The following is a 19,083-nucleotide window of genomic DNA, read 5'->3' as shown; positions in this document are numbered from 1 at the left end:
TTTTGAAGGTTTTTGCTTAGGTATCCTGGTGGAGCCGGGGGGAATTGAACCCCCGTCCGCAAGCCCTCTGCAAGTAGATCTACATACTTAGTTGGCCTATTTTAAGTTTTAGCCTTGGATCATGCCGGACAACAGGCCCTTCCGTAGCGATTCACACTGATTTAAGATCCGACCCAGTGACCTGGTTGAATCCGATTCCCTGAAAATGACGCTGCTGTGGCTTTTACCCCACCCAACCCAGGGACAGGTCGGTGCAGCGGCTCACCGCTTAAGCGGCTAGAGCGAAACGCTCGTCGTTGGCGTTTATAGATTTCCAGTGGATTTACGAGCGTACTGGGGCTCGGTATGCACTATCTTGTTTCGTGACCCACGTCGAAGCCATGTCGGCCCCAAGACCTTGTATTGTACTGGTATTGGACTGAAAATGAAACGGTTTTATGGAGATCAAGCATATGGACATCAATCTGACGGCCAGTGACGGCCACACATTAGCTGCCTACATCAACGGGCCGGAAGACGCGGCGGTCGGCGTGGTGGTACTGCCGGAAATATTCGGCATCAACCCCTATATCCGCAGCGTCGTAGACGGCTATGCCGAACAAGGCTATCGGGCCATCTGCCCCTCGTTATTCGATCGCGAGACCGCCCCGGCGCAAGGCCTGCAGCTGGACTACAGCCAGGAAAGCGTGCAACGCGGGCTGGCTTACAAAAAAGCCATCGCCGATGAGACCGCCCTGCTGGATATCGAGGCGGCAGCTGCTGCCCTATCCAGTCAGCCGGTCAAGCTGCTGACCGGCTACTGCTGGGGCGGATACCTGGCCTGGCGCACGGCGGGCTTGAACCATACTTTTGCTGCCGCATCCTGCTGGCACGGAGGCGGCATTGCCCGCCATTGCCACGATACGCCCCATATGCCAGTACAGATGCATTTTGGGGCGCAGGATCATTCGATCCCTTTATCCGATGTGGAACAGATCCGGGCGGCCCAGCCCCATGTGGATATCCAGGTATACGAAGGCGCCGGGCACTCGTTTGGGCGCACAGGCACGGCATCCTACCAACCCGAAGCCGCCCAGCTTGCCTGGGATCGTACCCTGGCGTTTTTCGCCCGGCATGCCAACCCCTGATCACTAAGCAGCGGCGGCCACGCGGCCTTGCAGGCGATGGGTCTGCACAGCCAGGGCGGCCAGCAGCTTATCCAGGCCTTCGCGCGACAGCAGATCGATCAACTGGCCATTCGCATCGAACTTCTCGTGGGCAGCCGAAATGAAAAGCTCGGGCTTATTCACCGGATGCACATCCAGATAGATCAGCACCTGGCGCAGATGATACTGGGCTCGTGCGCCGCCCAGCCCACCCATCGACGCGCTGGCAATGGCCACAGGCTTGCCCTGAAATGGTGCGCTGGGCACCCGCGACAGCCAGTCGATGGCGTTTTTCAAGACGCCGGGAATGGAATAGTTATATTCGGGGGTGGCAATCAAAAAAGCATCCGCCTGGCTGGCCTGATCGGCAATACGCTGAACCGAGGCCGGAAAGCCCTGGGCCTGGATATCGCCGTTATACAGGGGAACATCGGATAGATCCGCGATCTCGATACTCATGCCTTGGGGGGCTTGTTGCTGGGCCTGCTTCAACAACAAATTATTATAAGAACCCTGGCGCAGGCTGCCACCAATGGCGAGAACACGAATAGACATAGATAACTCCAAAAATAAGCCCAGGGGGCAAAATGATCAAATCACGACAAGCCGGACGTACGCCCTTTGGCGGGCTGAGGGGGAACACCCCCTAGTCCATGTCGGCTGGCCGACACAATACTGGCTGTTAAATACTGCTGGCGGCAGGCTGGGCCAACACGCCATGACGGTAATCCTGCAGGGCCTGTTCGATTTCCTGCTGGGTGTTCATGACGAACGGGCCATACTGAGCGATGGGCTCGTTCAGCGGACGTCCCGCCAGCAATAGCGCCCGCACGCCATCGGCAGCATCCAGAGACGGGGCGATCCGGATCACATCGCCCTGCGGGCCATACCAGACCGAATGTCCGGCAGGCACAGCCTGCTGTCCGCCATCCAGTTGACCTTCGAAAACATACAGCAGGGCCTGGTGCGTGGCGGGCACCGGGATGTCTACGGTCTGTCCGGCCATGACGCAGATATCCGCGATCAAGGGCTGGGTGATCGAGGCAAGCGCCCCCTGGCCCGGACCTTCCAGGGGGCAGGTGGCCCAGGGGATGGTGCCGGCGATCAGCTTAATGAAGCCGCCTTCGGCCAACGGAGCGGTGGTGATCTCGGCAGCGGGAATGTCGCGGTAATGGGCCGGCTGCATTTTCTCGGCAGCAGGCAGATTCAGCCAAATCTGGAAGCCACGCAGCAGGCCGTTTTCCTGCTGGGGCATTTCCTCGTGGATGATGCCACGCCCAGCCGTCATCCACTGCACCCCGCCGGCCTTCAGGTCACCTTCGTTGCCCAAATGATCGCGGTGACGCATGTGGCCGTCCACAATGTAGGTAATGGTCTCGAAACCACGATGCGGATGGGGTGGGAAACCTGCGATGTAATCATCCGGATCGTCCGAAGAAAAGGCGTCCAGCATCAGAAACGGGTCCATGCGAACTTGGTGCTGATAACCCAGGGCGCGCAACAACCGCACACCTGCGCCATCCTGGGTGGCCTGGGCGGGCAAAATCCGGGTGATGGAACGAACGCTCATCTGGAATTCCTGTGTCTGTGTAAGGCTCTATTATGAATCTTATAATTAGATGAACAACTTGAGTAAATAGCGTAATTTAATCTAGTATTTAGATATGAAAGAGATTATTCCCCTCCATTATTGGCAGTCTCTGATGGCAGTGGTGGACCATGGCGGCTATGCCTCGGCAGCCGAAGCCCTGGGCAAGAGCCAGTCCGCCGTCAGTTACGCCATCCAGCGCCTGGAAGATCAACTGGGCCTGCGGGTATTCCGCCAGGAAGGCCGACGCGCCGTGCTGACGCCCGCCGGACACATCTTGCTGCAGCGCGCCCGGGTGCTGGTCGAGCACGCGCAAGGGCTGGAATTCGCCGCCCGACAGATGGCCGAGGGCCAGGAGGCCGTGTTGCGTCTGGCCGTTGATGGCTTGTTTCCCGATTGGCTGCTGTTGCAGACCCTGGCAGCCTTTAGCGCCGGTTGCTCCAGCACCCGCATCGAAGTCCTGGAAACCGTCCTGAGCGGCACCGACGATGCCCTGTTACAGCGCCGGGCGGATCTGGCCATCACGCCACGCATCCCACAGGGCTTTAGCGGGGAACCCCTGATGCAGGTGCAATTCGTGGCAGTGGCTGCCCCAAACCATCCACTGCATCAGCTTAAGCGCACGCTGGAATGGGCGGATCTGCGCCAACATCGGCAACTGGTGGTAAGGGATTCGGGTTCGGGCAGGCAAAGCGCAGGCTGGCTGGACGCAGAGCAACGCTGGACGTTCAGCCATCCGGCCACGTCCATCCAGGCTGCTTGTGCCGGTCTGGGATTTGCCTGGTACCCGGCGCTGCGCATCCGCCAAGAGCTTGCCGATGGTCGTCTGACCCCCCTGCCCTTGGCCGAAGGCCGCCATCGCTACGCCATGCTGTATCGGGTGTTCGCCCGGCCTGATTTCCCCGGTCCTGCCTGCCAAAATCTGGCCCTGGGCTTAAGCCAACAAGTACGGGCCGCCGGGCTAAGCCCCGATTAAAGCCCGACGTTTTCTGTTTGCAGAACCTGTTCGGCCCGGTAGCTGGAGCGCACCAGCGCCCCCGAGACGACCTCGCGAAAGCCTTTTGACAGGCCTAGATCGCGGAAAGCGCGGAATTGTTCTGGGGTGACGAAGCGCTTGACCGGCAGGTGGTTGACGGTGGGACGCATGTACTGGCCAAATGTCAGGATATCGACATTGGCGGCGCGTATATCGTCCATGGCCTGTTCGACCTCGGCGTCGGTTTCGCCCAGACCCAGCATGATGCTGGTCTTGGTCAGGGTGTGGGGGGCATATTTTTTAGCATAGGCCAGCACATCCAGGGTCTGCTGATAGCCGGCCCGCACATCGCGCACTACATGGGTCAGGCGTTCGACGGTTTCCAGATTCTGGGCAAAGGTCGTCAGGCCGGCATCCAGAATCGTCTGGATACTGGCATGGCTGCCCTGGAAATCCGGGGTCAGGGCCTCGACGGCGGTCTCGGGCGAACGCTGGTGGATAGCCTGGATACAGGCGGCATAGTGGCCTGCGCCACCATCCAGCAGATCATCCCGGTCGACCGACGTCAGCACCACATATTTCAGCTGCATCAGCGCCACGGCATCGGCGACGCTGGTGGGTTCGTTGTGGTCCAGCCAGCCATGTGGATTGCCGGTGCTGACCGCGCAGAACTTACAGGCCCGGGTGCAGACCGATCCCATCAGCATCAGGGTGGCAGTGCCCCGCCCCCAGCACTCGGCGATGTTCGGGCATTTGGACTCGGCACATACTGTGTTGAGCTTATGGGTTTGTACGATATCGCGGACTTCTTGGTAGCGCTCGCCTGATGGCACGCGAACCCGCAACCAGGCGGGTTTGGGTGCCGAATCCGGAATCTCGGAGAGTTCGCTGGGGCGCATGCCGTCTTTGACAGCACGGGTGCCCTGCGGACTGACGAATTTAGAACCGGAACGAGCGCGAATGATGCGGACTTCAGTTGTCATGGGTAAGCCTGTGCTAAATGAAAACCGGCGCACGTCAGCCCCGGCGTACACCTGGGGCGATAGTACCATGCAGTCGAAACACAACAATAGATTCCCCCACTGTGCATATAAGGAATTAGTCTCGTTATACTGGCGCCCATGCAGCAGGCTACTCCCCCGAAAATCCCCCTATTGGCTCGTCCTCCCAGGGCAGGCTTGGTCGTGCTCTGTCTGCTGGGCATCATGGTCTTATGGACCGTATTGACAGCCTTAAGCCACAGCGCACCCGATCTGGATGGCATGGAAGAGCTGGTCTGGGCTACCAGCCTGGAACTCGGCTATACCAAGCACCCGCCACTGCCTTCCTGGTTCATGTACTTTGCGACCGCTATCTTTGGTCGGCCAATCTGGTTGCCGTTTTTGGCGGGCCAGCTGTTTTCCGCTCTGGGCTTGTGGTTCATCTGGAAACTGGGCTGCGAAATCACGACGCCGCGCCGCGCCCTGATCGCCATGCTGCTGGTCTCGGTCACGGCGTATTTTTCGATACGCGGCACCATCTACAACCACAATACCGCCCAGCTGTGGTCGATCACGGCATCAACCTGGCTGTTTTACCGCGCTGTGCGCGATCAGCGCCGCGCGGACTGGCTCTGGCTGGGGGCAGTCTGCGGCCTGGCCATGCTGACCAAATACAGTGCCGCGATTCTGTTTGCAGCCTTCTTCGTCTACCTGCTACGCAGCGGCGCCTGGCGTCAGCGCCGGACCTGGCCAGGGCTGGCGTGGGCCGCGCTGGCCTTTACGGTGACGATCAGTCCGCACTTATGGTGGCTGGCTCAACACCAATTTCAGCCCCTGTTATATGCCGACGCATCCCTGCAGGCTAGTAGCCGCCTGATCGCGCTGGGCACTGTGCTGTCTTTTTCGTTGGATCAGATCGGGCGCCTGAGCCCCATGCTGCTGGCGCTGGGCCTGTGGTGGCTGTGGCGCCGTCACGGCGGCGACCGGTCGCCAGGCTATGCAGCCAATGACGCCTGCTTTTCGGCAAGCACAGCCTCGGCGCCACGCTACTGGCTGGACATCATGCAAAAAGATCGGCAATTCCTGCTGTGGGTAGGACTGACGCCGGTTGTCTCGACGGTGCTGATCTCCATCCTATTGGGCTCGCGCCTGGAGGCATCCTGGGGCAGCACCTTCTTTGTGCTATTCGGATTTTATGGCCTGTGGTGCCTGCGCGGCGACGAAAGCGTGCAACTGCGCCGCATCCTGATTCTGGCCGCCTGCCTGCACTTGGTGATGGCGTTGGGCTATGCGGCAGGCCGGGGCCCATTGGCCCACTGGACGGGCGCAGCCGCCCGATCCACCTATCCTGGCCCGGCACTGGCCGAACTGGCGCTGCAACACTGGCAACAGCATCAGCCAGGGCGGCCACTGCGGGTGGTGGTGGCCAACACCTGGCTGGGAGGCAATATCGCCGTGCATATCGGCCCGGCCACTCAGGTCTACATTGACGCCAGCGAGGCTCAGTCCCCGTGGTTCTTTCCGGGCACTGCCCTAAGCTGTGGTGCCCTGGTGGCCTATAGCCGACAGGGTCGGGCGACCCCCGCACCAGCCGTACAGGCCTTATATGATGCTGCTCCCTGGAAGGGCATGGACCAGGTCCCCTGGTCTGGCCCCAAAGGCCCAGTCATTGATTTTCATTGGGCAGTGCTGCCAGCCACCCCCGATTGCCTGAAATCCGGCACCCAGGCCTTGCCGTAGTCACACCAGTTCTACGGCGGGCCACAAGGCACGCAGGATCGGATACAGGGGGGGGGGGAAACCTTCAGGGACGCAGGTCTGCCTGACTGCTCAGCAGGGCCTCGAAGGCAGGGGCAGCCAGCGGACGGGAAAACAAGAAGCCCTGGCCGTAATCGCAACCCGCCTGAGCCAGCAGAGCGTACTGATCGGCTGTCTCGATGCCCTCAGCCACCACTTTCAGGCCAAGCTTATGCGCCAGCAGAATAATCGCCTCGCAGAGCGCATGATCGGCGCTGCCGGAGTGCAGGTTGGCCACAAACGACTGATCGATCTTCAGGAAATCGATGTTGAATTTTCGCAGATAGGATAGCGAAGAATAGCCCGTGCCAAAATCATCCAAGGCCACCCGCACCCCAGTCTGGCGAAAGGCCTCAAGCTGCTGGCGGATGCGTTCGTCGTCGGAGTCCATCAGCAGGCCTTCAGTGATCTCGACAATGACATGCTGCGGCAACAGCCCCAGATGAGCCAGATGGCTGGCCCATGAAGGCAGGTCCAGGCCCTCGTGGCGCAACTGCGCGGGGGAGATATTGACGCTGATCTGGATGTCCTGATCGAATTGACTGCGCCATTGGGCCACCTGGCTGGTGGCCTCGTGGAAGACCCAATCACCCAAGGCACGGATAATGCCGGTTTCCTCGGCCAGGGGGATGAATTCGGCGGGCGACACCAAGCCGCGCACTGGATGGTGCCAGCGCAAAAGCGTTTCGGCCTTGGCCACACGTCCGCCGTGCAGATCGACGATGGGCTGAAAAACCAATGAAAACTGCTGCTGATCCAAGGCCAGATGCAAGTCGTTGACCAGCCGCATCCGCGTCTGGGCGCGTTCTTGCATGGACGACGTAAAGTAGTGGCTGCGATTACGGCCATCGGCCTTGGCCGAATACATGGCCTGATCCGCGTTATTGAGCAGGGTTTCCGCGTCAGTGGCATCATCCGGAAAAAACGTGACGCCGATACTGGTGGAAATGAAGACGGTCTCTACCCCTAGATTAAAGGGCTGGGACAGGGCCTTCAGGATTGCATCGGTCAGACGCTGAATATCACGGTTTTCATGGATATCATCCAGCAGCACGGTGAATTCGTCACCCCCCAGGCGCGCCACGGTGTCGCTCTGGCGTACACAGGCGCTGATGCGGCGGGCGGCTTCTTTCAGGAGATCGTCGCCCATGGCATGACCCAGGGTATCGTTGATTTCCTTGAAACGGTCAAGATCCAGGAACAGCAGGCCAATCCGCCCGCCCGCCCGACGCGCCTTGCGTATGCTTTGCTCTAGGCGATCATGGAACATCTGGCGATTTGGCAGGTCGGTCAGGCGATCGAAATTCGCCTGCTTCCAGATAATGGCCTCGGCCTGTTTTATTTCGGCGATATTGGAGAAAATCATTACCCGCCGGTGAACTTCGCCATCATCCCCAAACGAGGTATTGATACTGAGCCATTCCGGGTAGAGTTCGCCGTTGACATGCTGGCCCCAGTGTTCGCCTTGCCAGCAGCCGGTTTCCATGACGCTGCGCCACATGGTTCGGTAGAATTCGCGATCATGGCAAGGAGAATTGAGGCAGCGCACGTGGCGTCCGACCACATCGGACTGTGCCCGGCCCCGCAGGCTGACAAAGGCTGGATTGACATCCAGGATAAAGCCTTTTGAGTCCAGCACCAGCATGCCCTCGCTGGTATTGCGATACACCAGGGCAGCGATTTCCGCCTGCCGATCGGCATCCAGGGAACCCGTGCGGCGCGGACGCATGACATACAAATGACTGCGGCCGGACAAAGCCGAAATATGCGTGGCGGCCCCTGCCAGCTGCAGGGCCTGGGCCTGTCGACTGCAACCCTGGCCGCGCCACAGCAGGGTTTCCCGGCTGCTGTCTTGGTTAAGGCGGTGGTTGATATCCTGAATATCAGGCAGCAGCGCATGTACGGGCAAGCCAACGGCGCTGCCGTGTCGATAGCCAAACAAGCGCTCGGCGCTGCGATTGAGATAGACGATGGTCCCGTATGTATCCGTGGCCAGAAAAGCGTCCTGAGCAAAATCACCCAGACGCAGCAAGGCCAAGAGATGAGATCGGTCTGACGGCCCCATGGGCAATAAAGCCAGGTTTGGCAGATCGGAATCCAGGGATTCAGGAAGCAGAGGTGTCGTCAATGGAACCATCAGGCAAGACAGGGCAGGCGCGTTGGCACGATATGGAAGATATCGAAAAGCAGCAACGCTCTCCTTTTTAGCACGCCCGATCTACCGGAGACATCCGTAATATCCATGACATGACATGCCCCCAACAGCCGATGGCTCAGGGGGCCTCGCCAAAGTATTCCTTGAACTGATGACCCAGTTTACGGGCCTTGGTACGCAGGTATTGTTCGTTATAGGGATTGCGATTGACCTGCAGGGGGATATGTTCGGCAATGATGATGCCCAGATCGGCCAGGACCTTTTCCTTACGCGGGTTATTGGTCATCAAGCGCACGCTATGGATGCCAAAATGCGCCAGCATCGGGCGACACAAGTCGTAGCGCCGCATGTCGGCAGGGAAACCCAGCCGTTCATTGGCCTCGACGGTGTCGGCGCCCTGGTCCTGCAACTGATAGGCACGGATTTTGTTCAACAGCCCAATTCCACGGCCTTCCTGGCGCAGATACATCAGGATGCCGCGCCCCTCTTCGGCAATGCGCTGCAGCGCGGCCTCTAGTTGGGCGCCGCAATCGCAGCGCTGGCTAAACAGGGCATCGCCCGTCAGACATTCGGAATGGATGCGAGCCAGCACTGGCGCATCGCCCGCCACATCACCCAAGGTCAGGGCGACGTGTTCCTTGCCCGTGCCGGGTTCGACAAAGGCATGGATACTGAACACAGCCCAAGGCATGGGCAACTGGCTGGATGCCACGTATTGCAACAGGTCACTGTCCGCAACAGCAGAAGCAGTAGTCATAGGCATGGGGATCGGACAGATAAGACAAAACGGTCTATAGGTTAACACCCACGCGGGAACAAGCAAAAAAAAGAGGGTCCCGCCGAAGCGGGCCCCCAAAATCGCCCATGACAGGACTGAATGAAACTAAGCTTTGACGCCGAGATAACGCTCGATGATTTCAGCGTTTTCATTCAGGTCCTTGGGCGTGCCCTCGTACACTACATGACCGTTGTTGACGATATAGGCGCGGTCAGCCAGCGATAGTGCCGCCCGCACGTTTTGTTCCACGATGACGATGGTCTGGCCCGCATCGGCGAGCTTGCGACAAACCCCCATCAAATCCTTGACAATCAGCGGCGCCAAACCCTCGAAAGGTTCATCCAGGAGAATGATGTCCGCATTGCGGATCATCGCCCTGGCGATCGCCACCATCTGTTGTTCTCCGCCGGATAGCTGTTTGCCGCGATTGCGCTTGCGTTCGGCCAGCCGGGGAAAGGTCTCGTAAATTTCGTCCAGCGTGCGCGGGTTCTCAGCCGTCATGGCTGCCAGCTGCAGGTTTTCCTGCACCGTAATCGAGCCGAATACGCGGCGCTCTTCGGGGACCAGCTGGATGCCCAATGCAGCCCGCCCATACGGCGGCAGGTGCTGGATCTCGACCCCGCGATGGCGGATGGCACCGGCTTTGACATCCACCATCCCCATCAGGGACTTCAGCGTGGTGCTTTTGCCAGCCCCGTTACGCCCAAGCAGGGCCACAACTTCATGTTCCTCGATATTCATCGAGACATCGAACAGAATGTGGGAATCCCCGTAATAGCTGTTGATCTTGTCGACTTCAAGCAGACTCATCTTCCATCCCTCCCAGGTAGGCAGACTGCACGCTGGGATCATGGCGGATATCTTCCGCAGTCCCTTCGGCCAATTTACGGCCTTCGCACAGAACCGTGATACGTTCAGCCAGTTCGAACATGGCGTCCATGTCGTGTTCGACAATGACCATGCTGCGGCCCTGGCGGATTGATTTCAGCAAGGCCACGACCAAGACGCGTTCCTCGGGCCCAAGACCTGCCAGCGGCTCGTCAAAGAGCAGCACATTGGCGCCAGTGGCCAAGGCCAGACCGATTTCCAGGCGGCGTTTTTCGCCGTAGGACATATCGGACACCAGCGTATCGGCATGCTGACTGAGATCCACCAGAGCAATGGCGGCATTGACCTGCTCGTCGAGCTTGTTGGAATGCAGGCGTTTCAGCATATCGCCACGATATTTGCCCCGCAAACGGGCCAACACAGGAATCATGACGTTCTGACGCACGGTCAGATGCTCGAACAACTGGTTGATCTGATAGCTTTTGCTCATGCCCAGCTGGCAAACTGCGGTCACACCAATTCCGGTGATTTCCTGGCCGCGGAAGAAGACCTTGCCCGAGGTGGTGGGAAGTTCGCCGGCCAACATGGCAAAGAAGGTGGATTTGCCTGCGCCATTGGGACCGATCACGCCGTGCATCTCGCCTTCGCGCAGCGTAAAGTCGATGTCGCTATTGGCTTTCAGGCCACCGTAGTGTTTGCTGATGCCACGCGCTTCCAGCACCGGGGCGCCTTCGCGGCTGGTGGACAGCGGCGCCACGATATCCAGGGCGCGCGCGACCTTGTTGCTTGCATCCGCATCAAGCCCCGCAGGCATCTTGCGATTACGCTGCCAGAGTTGAATGACGGCACCGGCTACCCCGTGGCGGAATACAGTGACCAGGACTACGAAGACGATACCCAGGATGAGTTTCCAGTAGGGTCCCAGGCCGCCGACCTGCTGCAGGCCTTCGTACAGATAGAGCCAGATGGTCGCGCCCAGCAAAGGTCCCAGCAAGGTGCCGGCACCGCCCATGACGGTCTGGATAACAATTTCAGCTGAAGTACCCAACGCAAAGGCATCGGGGGGCATATAGGACTGGAACAACCCCAACAGACCACCGGCCAGGCCACCATAGGCGGCCGCGACCACAAACACCATCAGCTTATAAGACTGGATGGAATGGCCCAGGGCCGTGGCGCGTTTCGGGTTACCACGAATAGCCTTGAGCACGACACCGAAAGGCGAACGCACAATCCGGCGAGCGATCATATACCCGATGAAAAAGAGCAGGGCAACAAACCAATACATGGGCCAGCCGCTGCCGATTTCAAAATGGATGAAGCCCAGGTCGATCGACGGCACCGGCACACCGGCAATCCCGTTCTCGCCACCGGTGTATTCCTTGAAGACTGAGTTCTCCATAAAGAAGAACATCTCGCCAAAGGCCAGCGTACTCATGGCAAAGTAAATGCCGGTACGCCGCAAGGTGAGATAACCGATGATCAGGCCCATGGCGGCGGCGGCCACGGTGCCGATGACCAGTGCCACCAGCATATTGGGCACCACGCCATCAGTCATCAGATAGGCAGTGACAAAACCGCCTGTGCCATAAAAGGCTGCCTGCCCGAAGGACAACAGACCCGTGTAGCCAAACAGCAGGTCAAAGCCCAGCCCAAAGATGCCAAAAATTAGAATCCGTGTCAGCAGGTCGGGGCTCATACCGATCGCAGGCAAGACAAATGGCGCCACAATCAGGCATATCCCGACCCACATTTCAGGTAGCCGTCCTTGCATGATGCCACCCCCCCCAGTTTGTTTGACAGGCCGTGCCACAGCGGTATCGGCCGTAGTTGTTTGTGACGAGCTCATTCCCGACCCTCCTGACCCATCAGACCTTGCGGACGAAACACCAGCACCAGCGCCATCGCCACAAAGAGCATCACATCGGAATATTGCGGGTTCACCATGGCCGTCAGGCTAAGGATTTCACCAGCAATAATGCCGCCCACAATCGCCCCGGGGAAAGACCCGACACCACCGATCACCACCACCACAAAAGATTCCACCAAATAACGGAAACCCATATCTGGCGTCAGTGCGACGATGGGGGAATTGACCACCCCGGCAAAACCGGCAGCCATGGCACCCAGGCCAAACACCAGCAGAAAGGCGCGTTTGATGTTGATGCCCAGGGCATCGACCATCTGGGAATCCTCGATCCCCGCCCGCACCACCAAGCCCAGACTGGTGCGATATAGAATCCAGTACAGAACCAGCAGCGTGCCTGCCGAAATGGCCAGCGTCTCAAGCCGATACATGGGATAGATCAACGAGCCGATATGGGCAACCCCCTGACCCCACTCGGGCGGGGTCACCGACATGCTGACGCCGCCGTAGATGCCGCGCACGATTTCGACCAGAATAATGCTCAGGCCAAACGTGACCAGAATCTGGTCTTCGGGCGGGCGACTGTAGAATTTACGCATCAGGCCGCGTTCGATGACCAGGCCACAGACCAGGGCCACGACCGCCCCCCCCACAATGGCCAGGATGAAAGAATCCGTCAGGCCATAAACCGTATAACCTGCATAGCCCCCCACGACGAACAAAGCACCGTGGGCAAAATTGATGACACCGAGCGTGCCGTAGATAATGGTCAGGCCGGTACTGATTAGCGCCAGCAACAGGCCGGTTGTCAGCCCATTGAATAGCTGTGATAGAAACAATGACATGCTCGGGTGCCTCCTTGAAAGTCCCGGACAACGGCGATAGCCTGGAGCTGGCCAAAGGCACCAGCCCCGGCTATGCCCTTTTACTTAGATGTAACCGCCCATCTTGCAGCCCAATACACCCAGTGCCGGGACAACGTCCTTGCCCTGAACGATCTGAATCACGTCGTAGTAGTCATTGGGGTTCTGCATGTCGGCCTTTTTCTTGCCACGCATGATCGGGAAGTTGACGATGCCCTGGTGATCTTCTGCCCGGATGGAGACCGGCCCAACGGCGGTTTCCAGCACAGCACCGTCTTCCAGCGCCTTGATGACATCAGGCGGATACAGCCCGCCAGCGCGTTCGACGGCAGATGCCCAGAGCATGATGGCCAAATAACCATAAAAGGCCGAATCACGCGGTTTGCCGCTGAATTTTTTCTCGTAGGCATCGACAAAAGCCTTGGCCACCGGATTGGTTTCCTGCATGGTCCACCAGAAGCCCTGCGCCAGCACCACCCCGGCCATCAGATCGGCACCGACTTCTTCTTCGATGTAGGCCGAGCTATAAGGAATCACGACCTTCATCTTGTCGAGCAGGCCGAATTGTTTGGCTTGCTTGAGGGCGTTGGCGGCATCCGCCCCATAGGCCACCAACACCAGCACATCGGCGTCTGTGTTGGCAATATTGATCAGGTAGGCGCTGTAGTCCTTGGCACCCAGCGGATGGACCTGGTTGGTGACAGTGGTCCAGCCTTCGGCCTCGGTGAATTCCTTCATCGACTGCGTGGTCGTGTGGCCGTAGGTATAGTCTGGCGTCAGGTAGGCGGCCTTGCGGTCCTTGCCGAATTCCTTGGCTGCCACGGGGGCGATGGCCTTGCAGGCCATGTAGGCAAAATAGCAGGGGCGAAAGCCATAGCGCTGGCAGTCGACCCCAGTGGTTTCGTTGGACCCGGAAATTGCCGTGAAGTAAGGCGTGTGTTCACGATTGCAAACTTTTTCCAGAGCGATGGCAACCGAACTGCTGGTGCTGCCGGACACCATCATGGCCTTTTCATCGTGAATGAAACGCGTGGCGGCCTGCACACCCGTGTTGGGCTTGGTTTCGGCATCGGCCGCACCGAGCTTGAGGGGCTTGCCCAACACGCCCTTTTTCAGGTCGGCAGAAATCTGTTTCAGGACCGGATCACCGCTATTGATGTGCTCGGCGGCAAGTTCGTAGCCACGTTGCTGGGCGGCGCCCTGGGCCGAGTATGGACCAGTCAAGTCGACCGTCAGGCCAACGAAGATTTCCTTGGCTTCAGCACCAGCAGGCCAAGCCCCCAGCGGCTTTTTGTCTTGTGCCATCGCGACGCTGGCGGTGCCTGGCAACAGCATGCCACCGGCAATCCCCGCAGCCCCGGCCTTGAGAACGGAACGGCGCTTGACTTGTGTCTGCATGGCTTGGTCCAGCGATTTTTGATTCTTCATTGCTTTGTCTCCTGATTTTAGTGGCCTTGAGTGCCTATGGCGCCCGGCTGAAGTACTGCATTTCAGTTCATTACCCAGGTTTTTTTTATGTCTTCAACAGCTTTGTTTTTATGTCGGTACAGAGAAAGTGGAGTTCCAGATTCCTGCATGACGCTATTAAGAATTTTGAAACTTACGTAGAACTTACGTAGGGTTTCAAGGACAGAAACCCATCCAAAATCACCGCCTCGAAACAAATAAGCCATCACGCAAAATACATAATCAAGGTACTGATATATAGTGAATTTTTATCTTGCAATGGAATGCTGCGATGCACAAAATAAGGGTTTATGCTTAAGGGAAATCATCAGGGACGTATAAACCCTTAATATTGCAGCGCACAACGAAAAAGAGGCCGAATTGGCCTCTTTAATTTAAGCTGAAATCAATGCAATCACGGCAATACAAGACGGGCGGCGTACTCGCGCAATAAGGATAGGTCGGGATCTTTCCGAGGCCAGACCAGGCCCACGCCATCGCCCTCGTAGCGAGGCAACACATGGATATGGGCATGCGGCACTGTCTGCCAACCCGCTGGCCGATTAGCCTGCAGCAGCGTCAGGCCATCGGGTTGAAAAGCGGTCTGTACTGCCTGGGCCACTCGCCAGGCCAGGCGCATCAACGTGGCAGCCATGTCTTCGGGCATATCCAGCAGGGTGGCATAAGGATGGCAAGGCGCCACCAGCACATGGCCAGGATTCAACTGCCCGGCATCCATGAAGGCAAAGACCTGGGGGTCTCGGTAGACAATGGCGGCGGGGATTTCACCAGCCAGAATGCGAGTGAATACGGTATCCATCAGTCCCCCATCCCCAGGACCGCATCCAACTGCTGCATGAATTCGTCTGGGGTGACGGCAGCCTGGCCATTGACCGACACCTGGCCATCGGCATAAGTGATGTCCGTGCGTACCTGGCCGTCCTGTTCGCGCACCAGGTCGGCCTGCAGCAGTTGGCCGACATACTGATCGAAAATCATGCTGAACAGGGCGGCCCCGAAAGCGCCCTCGCTGGAGGATTGAGCCTGAGCCAGGACTGACATCAGCATGGGCTTGGAAACCCCGGCGCTGAGCTTGATCTGCTGAATACCGCGCTCGATCAAGGCCCCGGAATCCTCGGGCACCGGCTCTACAACCGGGCGAAACTGGATGCGCGCATGCAGATCGGTCTTGCCCTTGGGGGTGGACCAAGTCAGGGAATCAAGCGCCAGCACTGGCGAGGTGGCCAACACGGATAGCAACCGGGTCTTCAGCAACTGCTGGTCTGCGGCACTGAGGTCCTCGTAGTCGGGATCGTCGGGCAACTGATCCACAGCCTGCATGAAGGCCTGCAAGGCATCCACATCCAACTGCTGGCTGGAGACATTCAGCTGGATGGTGCCCACGTCCTGTTGATCAATAAAGAGCTTGCCCAGGTCGTAGTGCACCCGGGCATCGAGCAGACTGCCTGTTCTGGCCATATCGATCTGGGCAGAGGGCTGATCCAGCCGCACGGGGGGCATGTCGGGACCCTCGAGCTGCAGGCTGGCCAGATGAATTTCCTGACTGGATTGAAAATCAGCCTGGCTGCCGCTGGTGGACTGCCCCTGAAACCGGATCTCCTGCAACTGAAGCTTGGAGGCTCCGTCCTCATCTGTAATAGCCAAGGATTTCGCCTGCCCTGAGACCTGCGTCTGGCGCGTGTCTGGTGCGTGGTGAATGGCAATCGTGCCACCACTGAAATCCAATTGACCATCGTTGTTCAGGCGCACCGGCAGCACGGTGACCAAGGAGTCAATCTGGCCACCAAAACCCACCTGAGTCGTGGCAGACCAGGGGGCCTGGGCATCCGGGGTGATATCAAACCACGACTTCCAGGTGCCATCCGACACAGGCTGCAGATGGCTATACGCGGCCAATGGCTGCCAGATACCGGCCTGAATAGCCGCCAGGGGCCAAGGGCCATGCTGCAGATCATCCTGCACAGTCAGGCGTTGCGTCGCCCCGTCACTATCCTGAAACTCAAATACATACCGCACCTGAGACTTGAAAACGCCCCGCTGATAATCCGCCAAGACAAGCTGCGGCCGAGGCCCCTCTTGGTGCCAACGCAACTGGATTTCCTGGTTGGCCTGAGCGACCCAGGACTCGATGGACTGCTGAGTGAAGCGACCGGCATACCAAGAGGTAGCACCATAGGCCAGCGCGACAACAGCCACCCCCAGCGTCGCGAATTTAAGGCGTGAGCTCATCTAGTTGGATCTCCGGTGTGGATAGGTCAGGAATTGGTTGAGTGTTCAGAAATATGATCATACAGACGGATCAAGCCGGAAGCATCCCCCGCCCCCAGCCCCTTGCGGCTGGCCAGCCGCAAGCCTTGGCCCACCGTCGCCGCCACGGGCATGGCCGTGCCCTGCTGGCGCGCCAGCGCGGCCACCGTATCCATGTCTTTGAGCATGGTATCCAGGCTGGCATGCACCGGCGTGTCTGGCTGCAACATGCGCGGCACGAACAAGGGCAGCAGGGTTGAATCGGCCCAGCCGCCCGCCAGCGCCTGCGGCAGGCGCGCAGCGTCCACCCCGGCGTCCCGGGCCAACGACACGGCCTCGGCAAGGGCGGCAATGGTCGTGGTGACGATCGTCTGGTTACAAAGTTTGGTGACCTGCCCCGCCCCCACCGGCCCCATGTGCGTGACCCGCTGAGCATAGGCCATCAGCGCGGGGGTGATCGTCAGACAGGCATCAGCAGGCCCACCCACCATCACAGCCAGCGTCCCCGCCGCCGCCCCGCCCGTACCGCCAGACACCGGAGCGTCCAACCAGGTTGCCCCGTTGGCCTGCTGCAGTCGTTCAGAAAACTGGCGGGTATCCGCAGGCGGGATCGAGGAATGATCGACCAACAGGGTCAGGCCATCGGCGCTGGCCAGACCAGCAGGGCCAAAAACCACAGACTCGACTGCCGCCGCATCGAATAGGCACAGCGCCACCAGCGAACAAGACTGGCCAAGCGCCTGCGGGGTGTCGCAGACCAGCGCACCTTCTGCCGCCAGTTGCTGCGCCGGCCCCGGCGTACGGTTCCAAACGCTGACCTGATGGCCCGCCTGCAGGAGACGGCGCACCATGGGCATGCCCATGCGACCCAAGCCACAAAATCCTATTTTCATCAGGAACCCTGTTTTTTGCGAGAGAGTTCGCGCGGCAGCGGAAAGGAGACCTGTTCACGCACCCCATCCAGCGGCCGCACTGAACGCACACCGAGTTCGTGCAGACGATCCAGCACCTGCTGCACCAGCGCCTCGGGGGCCGAAGCGCCTGCGGTAACGCCAATGCGCTTGGCATTCACCAACCATTCGGGCTGGACCATATCGGGGTGGTCCAGCAAGTAAGCTGTCACCCCCTTGCGCTCGGCGACCTCGCGCAAGCGGTTCGAGTTGGAGCTGTTGGGACTACCCACCACCAGCACCAGATCACACTGCGGCGCCATGATGCGCACGGCATCCTGACGGTTTTGAGTGGCGTAGCAAATATCGCTTTTTTTGGGCTCTGCAATCCCGGGAAAACGCATGCGCAGGGCATTGGCCACCTGGGCGGCATCATCAATGGAAAGCGTCGTCTGGGTGACGAAAGCCAGATTGGCCGGATCTCGCACCTGCAGATTCTGCACATCCTGGATGGTCTCGACCAAGTACATGCCCTCGTCGGCCTGACCCAGCGTGCCTTCGACCTCGGGGTGACCCCGATGGCCGATCATGATGACCTCGCGGCCTTCCTTGCGCATGCGGGCAACCTCGACGTGAACCTTGGTGACCAACGGGCACGTGGCATCGAAAATACGTTGTTCGCGCTGCTGGGCTTCGGCACGCACGGCCCGCGAAACGCCATGGGCCGAGAAAATCACGATGGCATCAGCAGGCGCGTCTTCGAGCTCGTCGATGAAAATGGCGCCTTTGGCACGCAGGTCCTCGACCACATAGCGGTTATGGACGATCTCGTGGCGCACATAGATGGGTGCCCCATGAATTTCCAGGGCACGCTCGACAATGTCAATGGCACGATCCACGCCAGCACAGAAACCGCGCGGCTGTGCCAGCACGATTTCGGTGTCGGCCTGCGTGCCGTCAGTATCGGATACCAGCGTCAGATCATCAGCCATCAAAGCACCCCCAGAATGTGGACCTCGAGCTGCAGATCGATGCCAGCCAGGGGATGGTTGAAATCAAACAGGGCGGAATCGTCCTGGATGGTCTTCAGCACCCCCGCATAGCGCCCGCCATTGGGGGCCACGAACTCGATCATCTCGCCAGGGATGAATTCAGTATCCGGCGGGGCACTGCGCACCATCTCGTCGTGGGCGATCCAGCGCAGCAGATCCGGATTGCGGTTGCCATAGGCCTGGGCAGCGGGCACGTCGATGGTGAAATGCACGCCCTCGGGCCGATCGAGCAAGAGCGATTCGAGGCCCGGCGCCCATTGGCCCATGCCCAGTTGCAAGGTAGCCGGGCGGCCCAGGAAGGTATCCACGAAGGCGGTCCCCGCCGCAGGCCCGGTCAGGGGTTCAATACGGTAGTGCAACGTGACATAAGAGTCCGCACGAACATGTGCAACGTCATGAGTAGAGGTCAAAATGGATCACCCATCAAAAAACAGACAAACCCGCACATTT

Annotated in this window: 17 protein-coding genes and 1 other RNA gene; 3 read left to right on the top strand and 15 right to left on the bottom strand. The window is 59.2% G+C overall.

Annotated features, from left to right (window positions below):
- Positions 1–26: 26 nt before the first annotated feature.
- Positions 27–391, bottom strand: a transfer-messenger RNA (tmRNA) gene (ssrA, locus tag VDP81_RS12265).
- Between the two features lie 61 nt (positions 392–452).
- On the opposite strand from ssrA, the gene VDP81_RS12260 reads away from it, so the two are divergent.
- Positions 453–1,127 carry a dienelactone hydrolase family protein gene (locus VDP81_RS12260; protein ID WP_323012489.1) on the top strand — a complete coding sequence of 225 codons (675 nt, stop codon included), beginning with the start codon at positions 453–455 and terminating at the stop codon, positions 1,125–1,127.
- A 3-nt stretch (positions 1,128–1,130) separates the two neighbouring features.
- Here the strand turns inward: VDP81_RS12260 and VDP81_RS12255 are convergent, their stop codons facing one another.
- Complete coding sequence (locus tag VDP81_RS12255; RefSeq protein ID WP_322997088.1) at positions 1,131–1,700, bottom strand: NADPH-dependent FMN reductase; 570 nt, start codon at positions 1,698–1,700, stop codon at positions 1,131–1,133.
- Between the two features lie 127 nt (positions 1,701–1,827).
- Positions 1,828–2,715, bottom strand: coding sequence for a pirin family protein (locus VDP81_RS12250; RefSeq protein ID WP_322997087.1), 888 nt, complete (start codon positions 2,713–2,715; stop codon positions 1,828–1,830).
- Between the two features lie 94 nt (positions 2,716–2,809).
- On the opposite strand from VDP81_RS12250, the gene VDP81_RS12245 reads away from it, so the two are divergent.
- Complete coding sequence (locus VDP81_RS12245; RefSeq protein ID WP_322997086.1) at positions 2,810–3,709, top strand: LysR family transcriptional regulator; 900 nt, start codon at positions 2,810–2,812, stop codon at positions 3,707–3,709.
- Here the strand turns inward: VDP81_RS12245 and lipA are convergent.
- Positions 3,706–4,692, bottom strand: coding sequence for a lipoyl synthase (lipA, locus tag VDP81_RS12240; protein ID WP_323012488.1), 987 nt, complete (start codon positions 4,690–4,692; stop codon positions 3,706–3,708). The two genes, VDP81_RS12245 and lipA, sit on opposite strands and share 4 nt — an antisense overlap.
- Before the next feature lie 138 nt (positions 4,693–4,830).
- Here lipA and VDP81_RS12235 point away from each other — a divergent pair, with 138 nt between their 5' ends.
- Positions 4,831–6,429, top strand: coding sequence for a glycosyltransferase family 39 protein (locus VDP81_RS12235; protein ID WP_323012487.1), 1,599 nt, complete (start codon positions 4,831–4,833; stop codon positions 6,427–6,429).
- Positions 6,430–6,493: 64 nt separating this feature from the next.
- On the opposite strand, the gene VDP81_RS12230 is transcribed toward VDP81_RS12235, so the two are convergent.
- From VDP81_RS12230 to VDP81_RS12180, 11 genes are all read right to left on the bottom strand, one after another.
- Positions 6,494–8,614: a putative bifunctional diguanylate cyclase/phosphodiesterase gene (locus VDP81_RS12230; RefSeq protein WP_323012486.1), complete on the bottom strand. Its 2,121-nt coding sequence runs from the start codon at positions 8,612–8,614 to the stop codon at positions 6,494–6,496.
- Positions 8,615–8,759: 145 nt separating this feature from the next.
- The gene (ribA, locus tag VDP81_RS12225) at positions 8,760–9,398 is read right to left on the bottom strand and encodes a GTP cyclohydrolase II (RefSeq protein ID WP_416233268.1); all 639 of its coding nucleotides are present in this window, start codon (positions 9,396–9,398) and stop codon (positions 8,760–8,762) included.
- A 126-nt stretch (positions 9,399–9,524) separates the two neighbouring features.
- Positions 9,525–10,229, bottom strand: a complete 705-nt coding sequence (locus VDP81_RS12220) for an ABC transporter ATP-binding protein (RefSeq protein ID WP_322997081.1) — start codon at positions 10,227–10,229, stop codon at positions 9,525–9,527.
- A complete protein-coding gene (locus tag VDP81_RS12215; RefSeq protein WP_323012485.1) occupies positions 10,216–11,946 on the bottom strand; it encodes a branched-chain amino acid ABC transporter ATP-binding protein/permease in 1,731 nt (576 codons plus the stop codon). The genes VDP81_RS12220 and VDP81_RS12215 overlap by 14 nt, the downstream gene beginning before the upstream one ends.
- Before the next feature lie 146 nt (positions 11,947–12,092).
- Positions 12,093–12,959 carry a branched-chain amino acid ABC transporter permease gene (locus VDP81_RS12210; protein WP_322997079.1) on the bottom strand — a complete coding sequence of 289 codons (867 nt, stop codon included), beginning with the start codon at positions 12,957–12,959 and terminating at the stop codon, positions 12,093–12,095.
- An 84-nt stretch (positions 12,960–13,043) separates the two neighbouring features.
- Positions 13,044–14,405, bottom strand: coding sequence for a substrate-binding protein (locus VDP81_RS12205; protein ID WP_322997078.1), 1,362 nt, complete (start codon positions 14,403–14,405; stop codon positions 13,044–13,046).
- 433 nt (positions 14,406–14,838) lie between these two features.
- Entirely contained in the window at positions 14,839–15,243 is a 405-nt protein-coding gene (locus VDP81_RS12200) for an HIT family protein (protein WP_322997077.1), read from the bottom strand.
- Positions 15,243–16,673 carry a YdgA family protein gene (locus VDP81_RS12195; RefSeq protein WP_322997076.1) on the bottom strand — a complete coding sequence of 477 codons (1,431 nt, stop codon included), beginning with the start codon at positions 16,671–16,673 and terminating at the stop codon, positions 15,243–15,245. The genes VDP81_RS12200 and VDP81_RS12195 overlap by 1 nt, the downstream gene beginning before the upstream one ends.
- Positions 16,674–16,699: 26 nt before the next feature.
- Positions 16,700–17,584, bottom strand: a complete 885-nt coding sequence (locus VDP81_RS12190) for an NAD(P)-dependent oxidoreductase (RefSeq protein WP_322997075.1) — start codon at positions 17,582–17,584, stop codon at positions 16,700–16,702.
- The gene (gene ispH / locus VDP81_RS12185) at positions 17,584–18,573 is read right to left on the bottom strand and encodes a 4-hydroxy-3-methylbut-2-enyl diphosphate reductase (protein ID WP_322997074.1); all 990 of its coding nucleotides are present in this window, start codon (positions 18,571–18,573) and stop codon (positions 17,584–17,586) included. Before ispH ends, VDP81_RS12190 begins: the two co-directional genes overlap by 1 nt.
- Positions 18,573–19,046 (bottom strand): FKBP-type peptidyl-prolyl cis-trans isomerase, encoded by a 474-nt coding sequence (locus VDP81_RS12180; RefSeq protein WP_322997387.1) that lies wholly within the window; start codon positions 19,044–19,046, stop codon positions 18,573–18,575. Before VDP81_RS12180 ends, ispH begins: the two co-directional genes overlap by 1 nt.
- Between the last annotated feature and the right edge of the window lie 37 nt (positions 19,047–19,083).

The organism is Castellaniella sp., from assembly GCF_034675845.1.
Taxonomy (GTDB): Bacteria; Pseudomonadota; Gammaproteobacteria; order Burkholderiales; family Burkholderiaceae_B; genus Castellaniella.
This window is presented reverse-complemented; position numbering and strand designations above follow the sequence as displayed.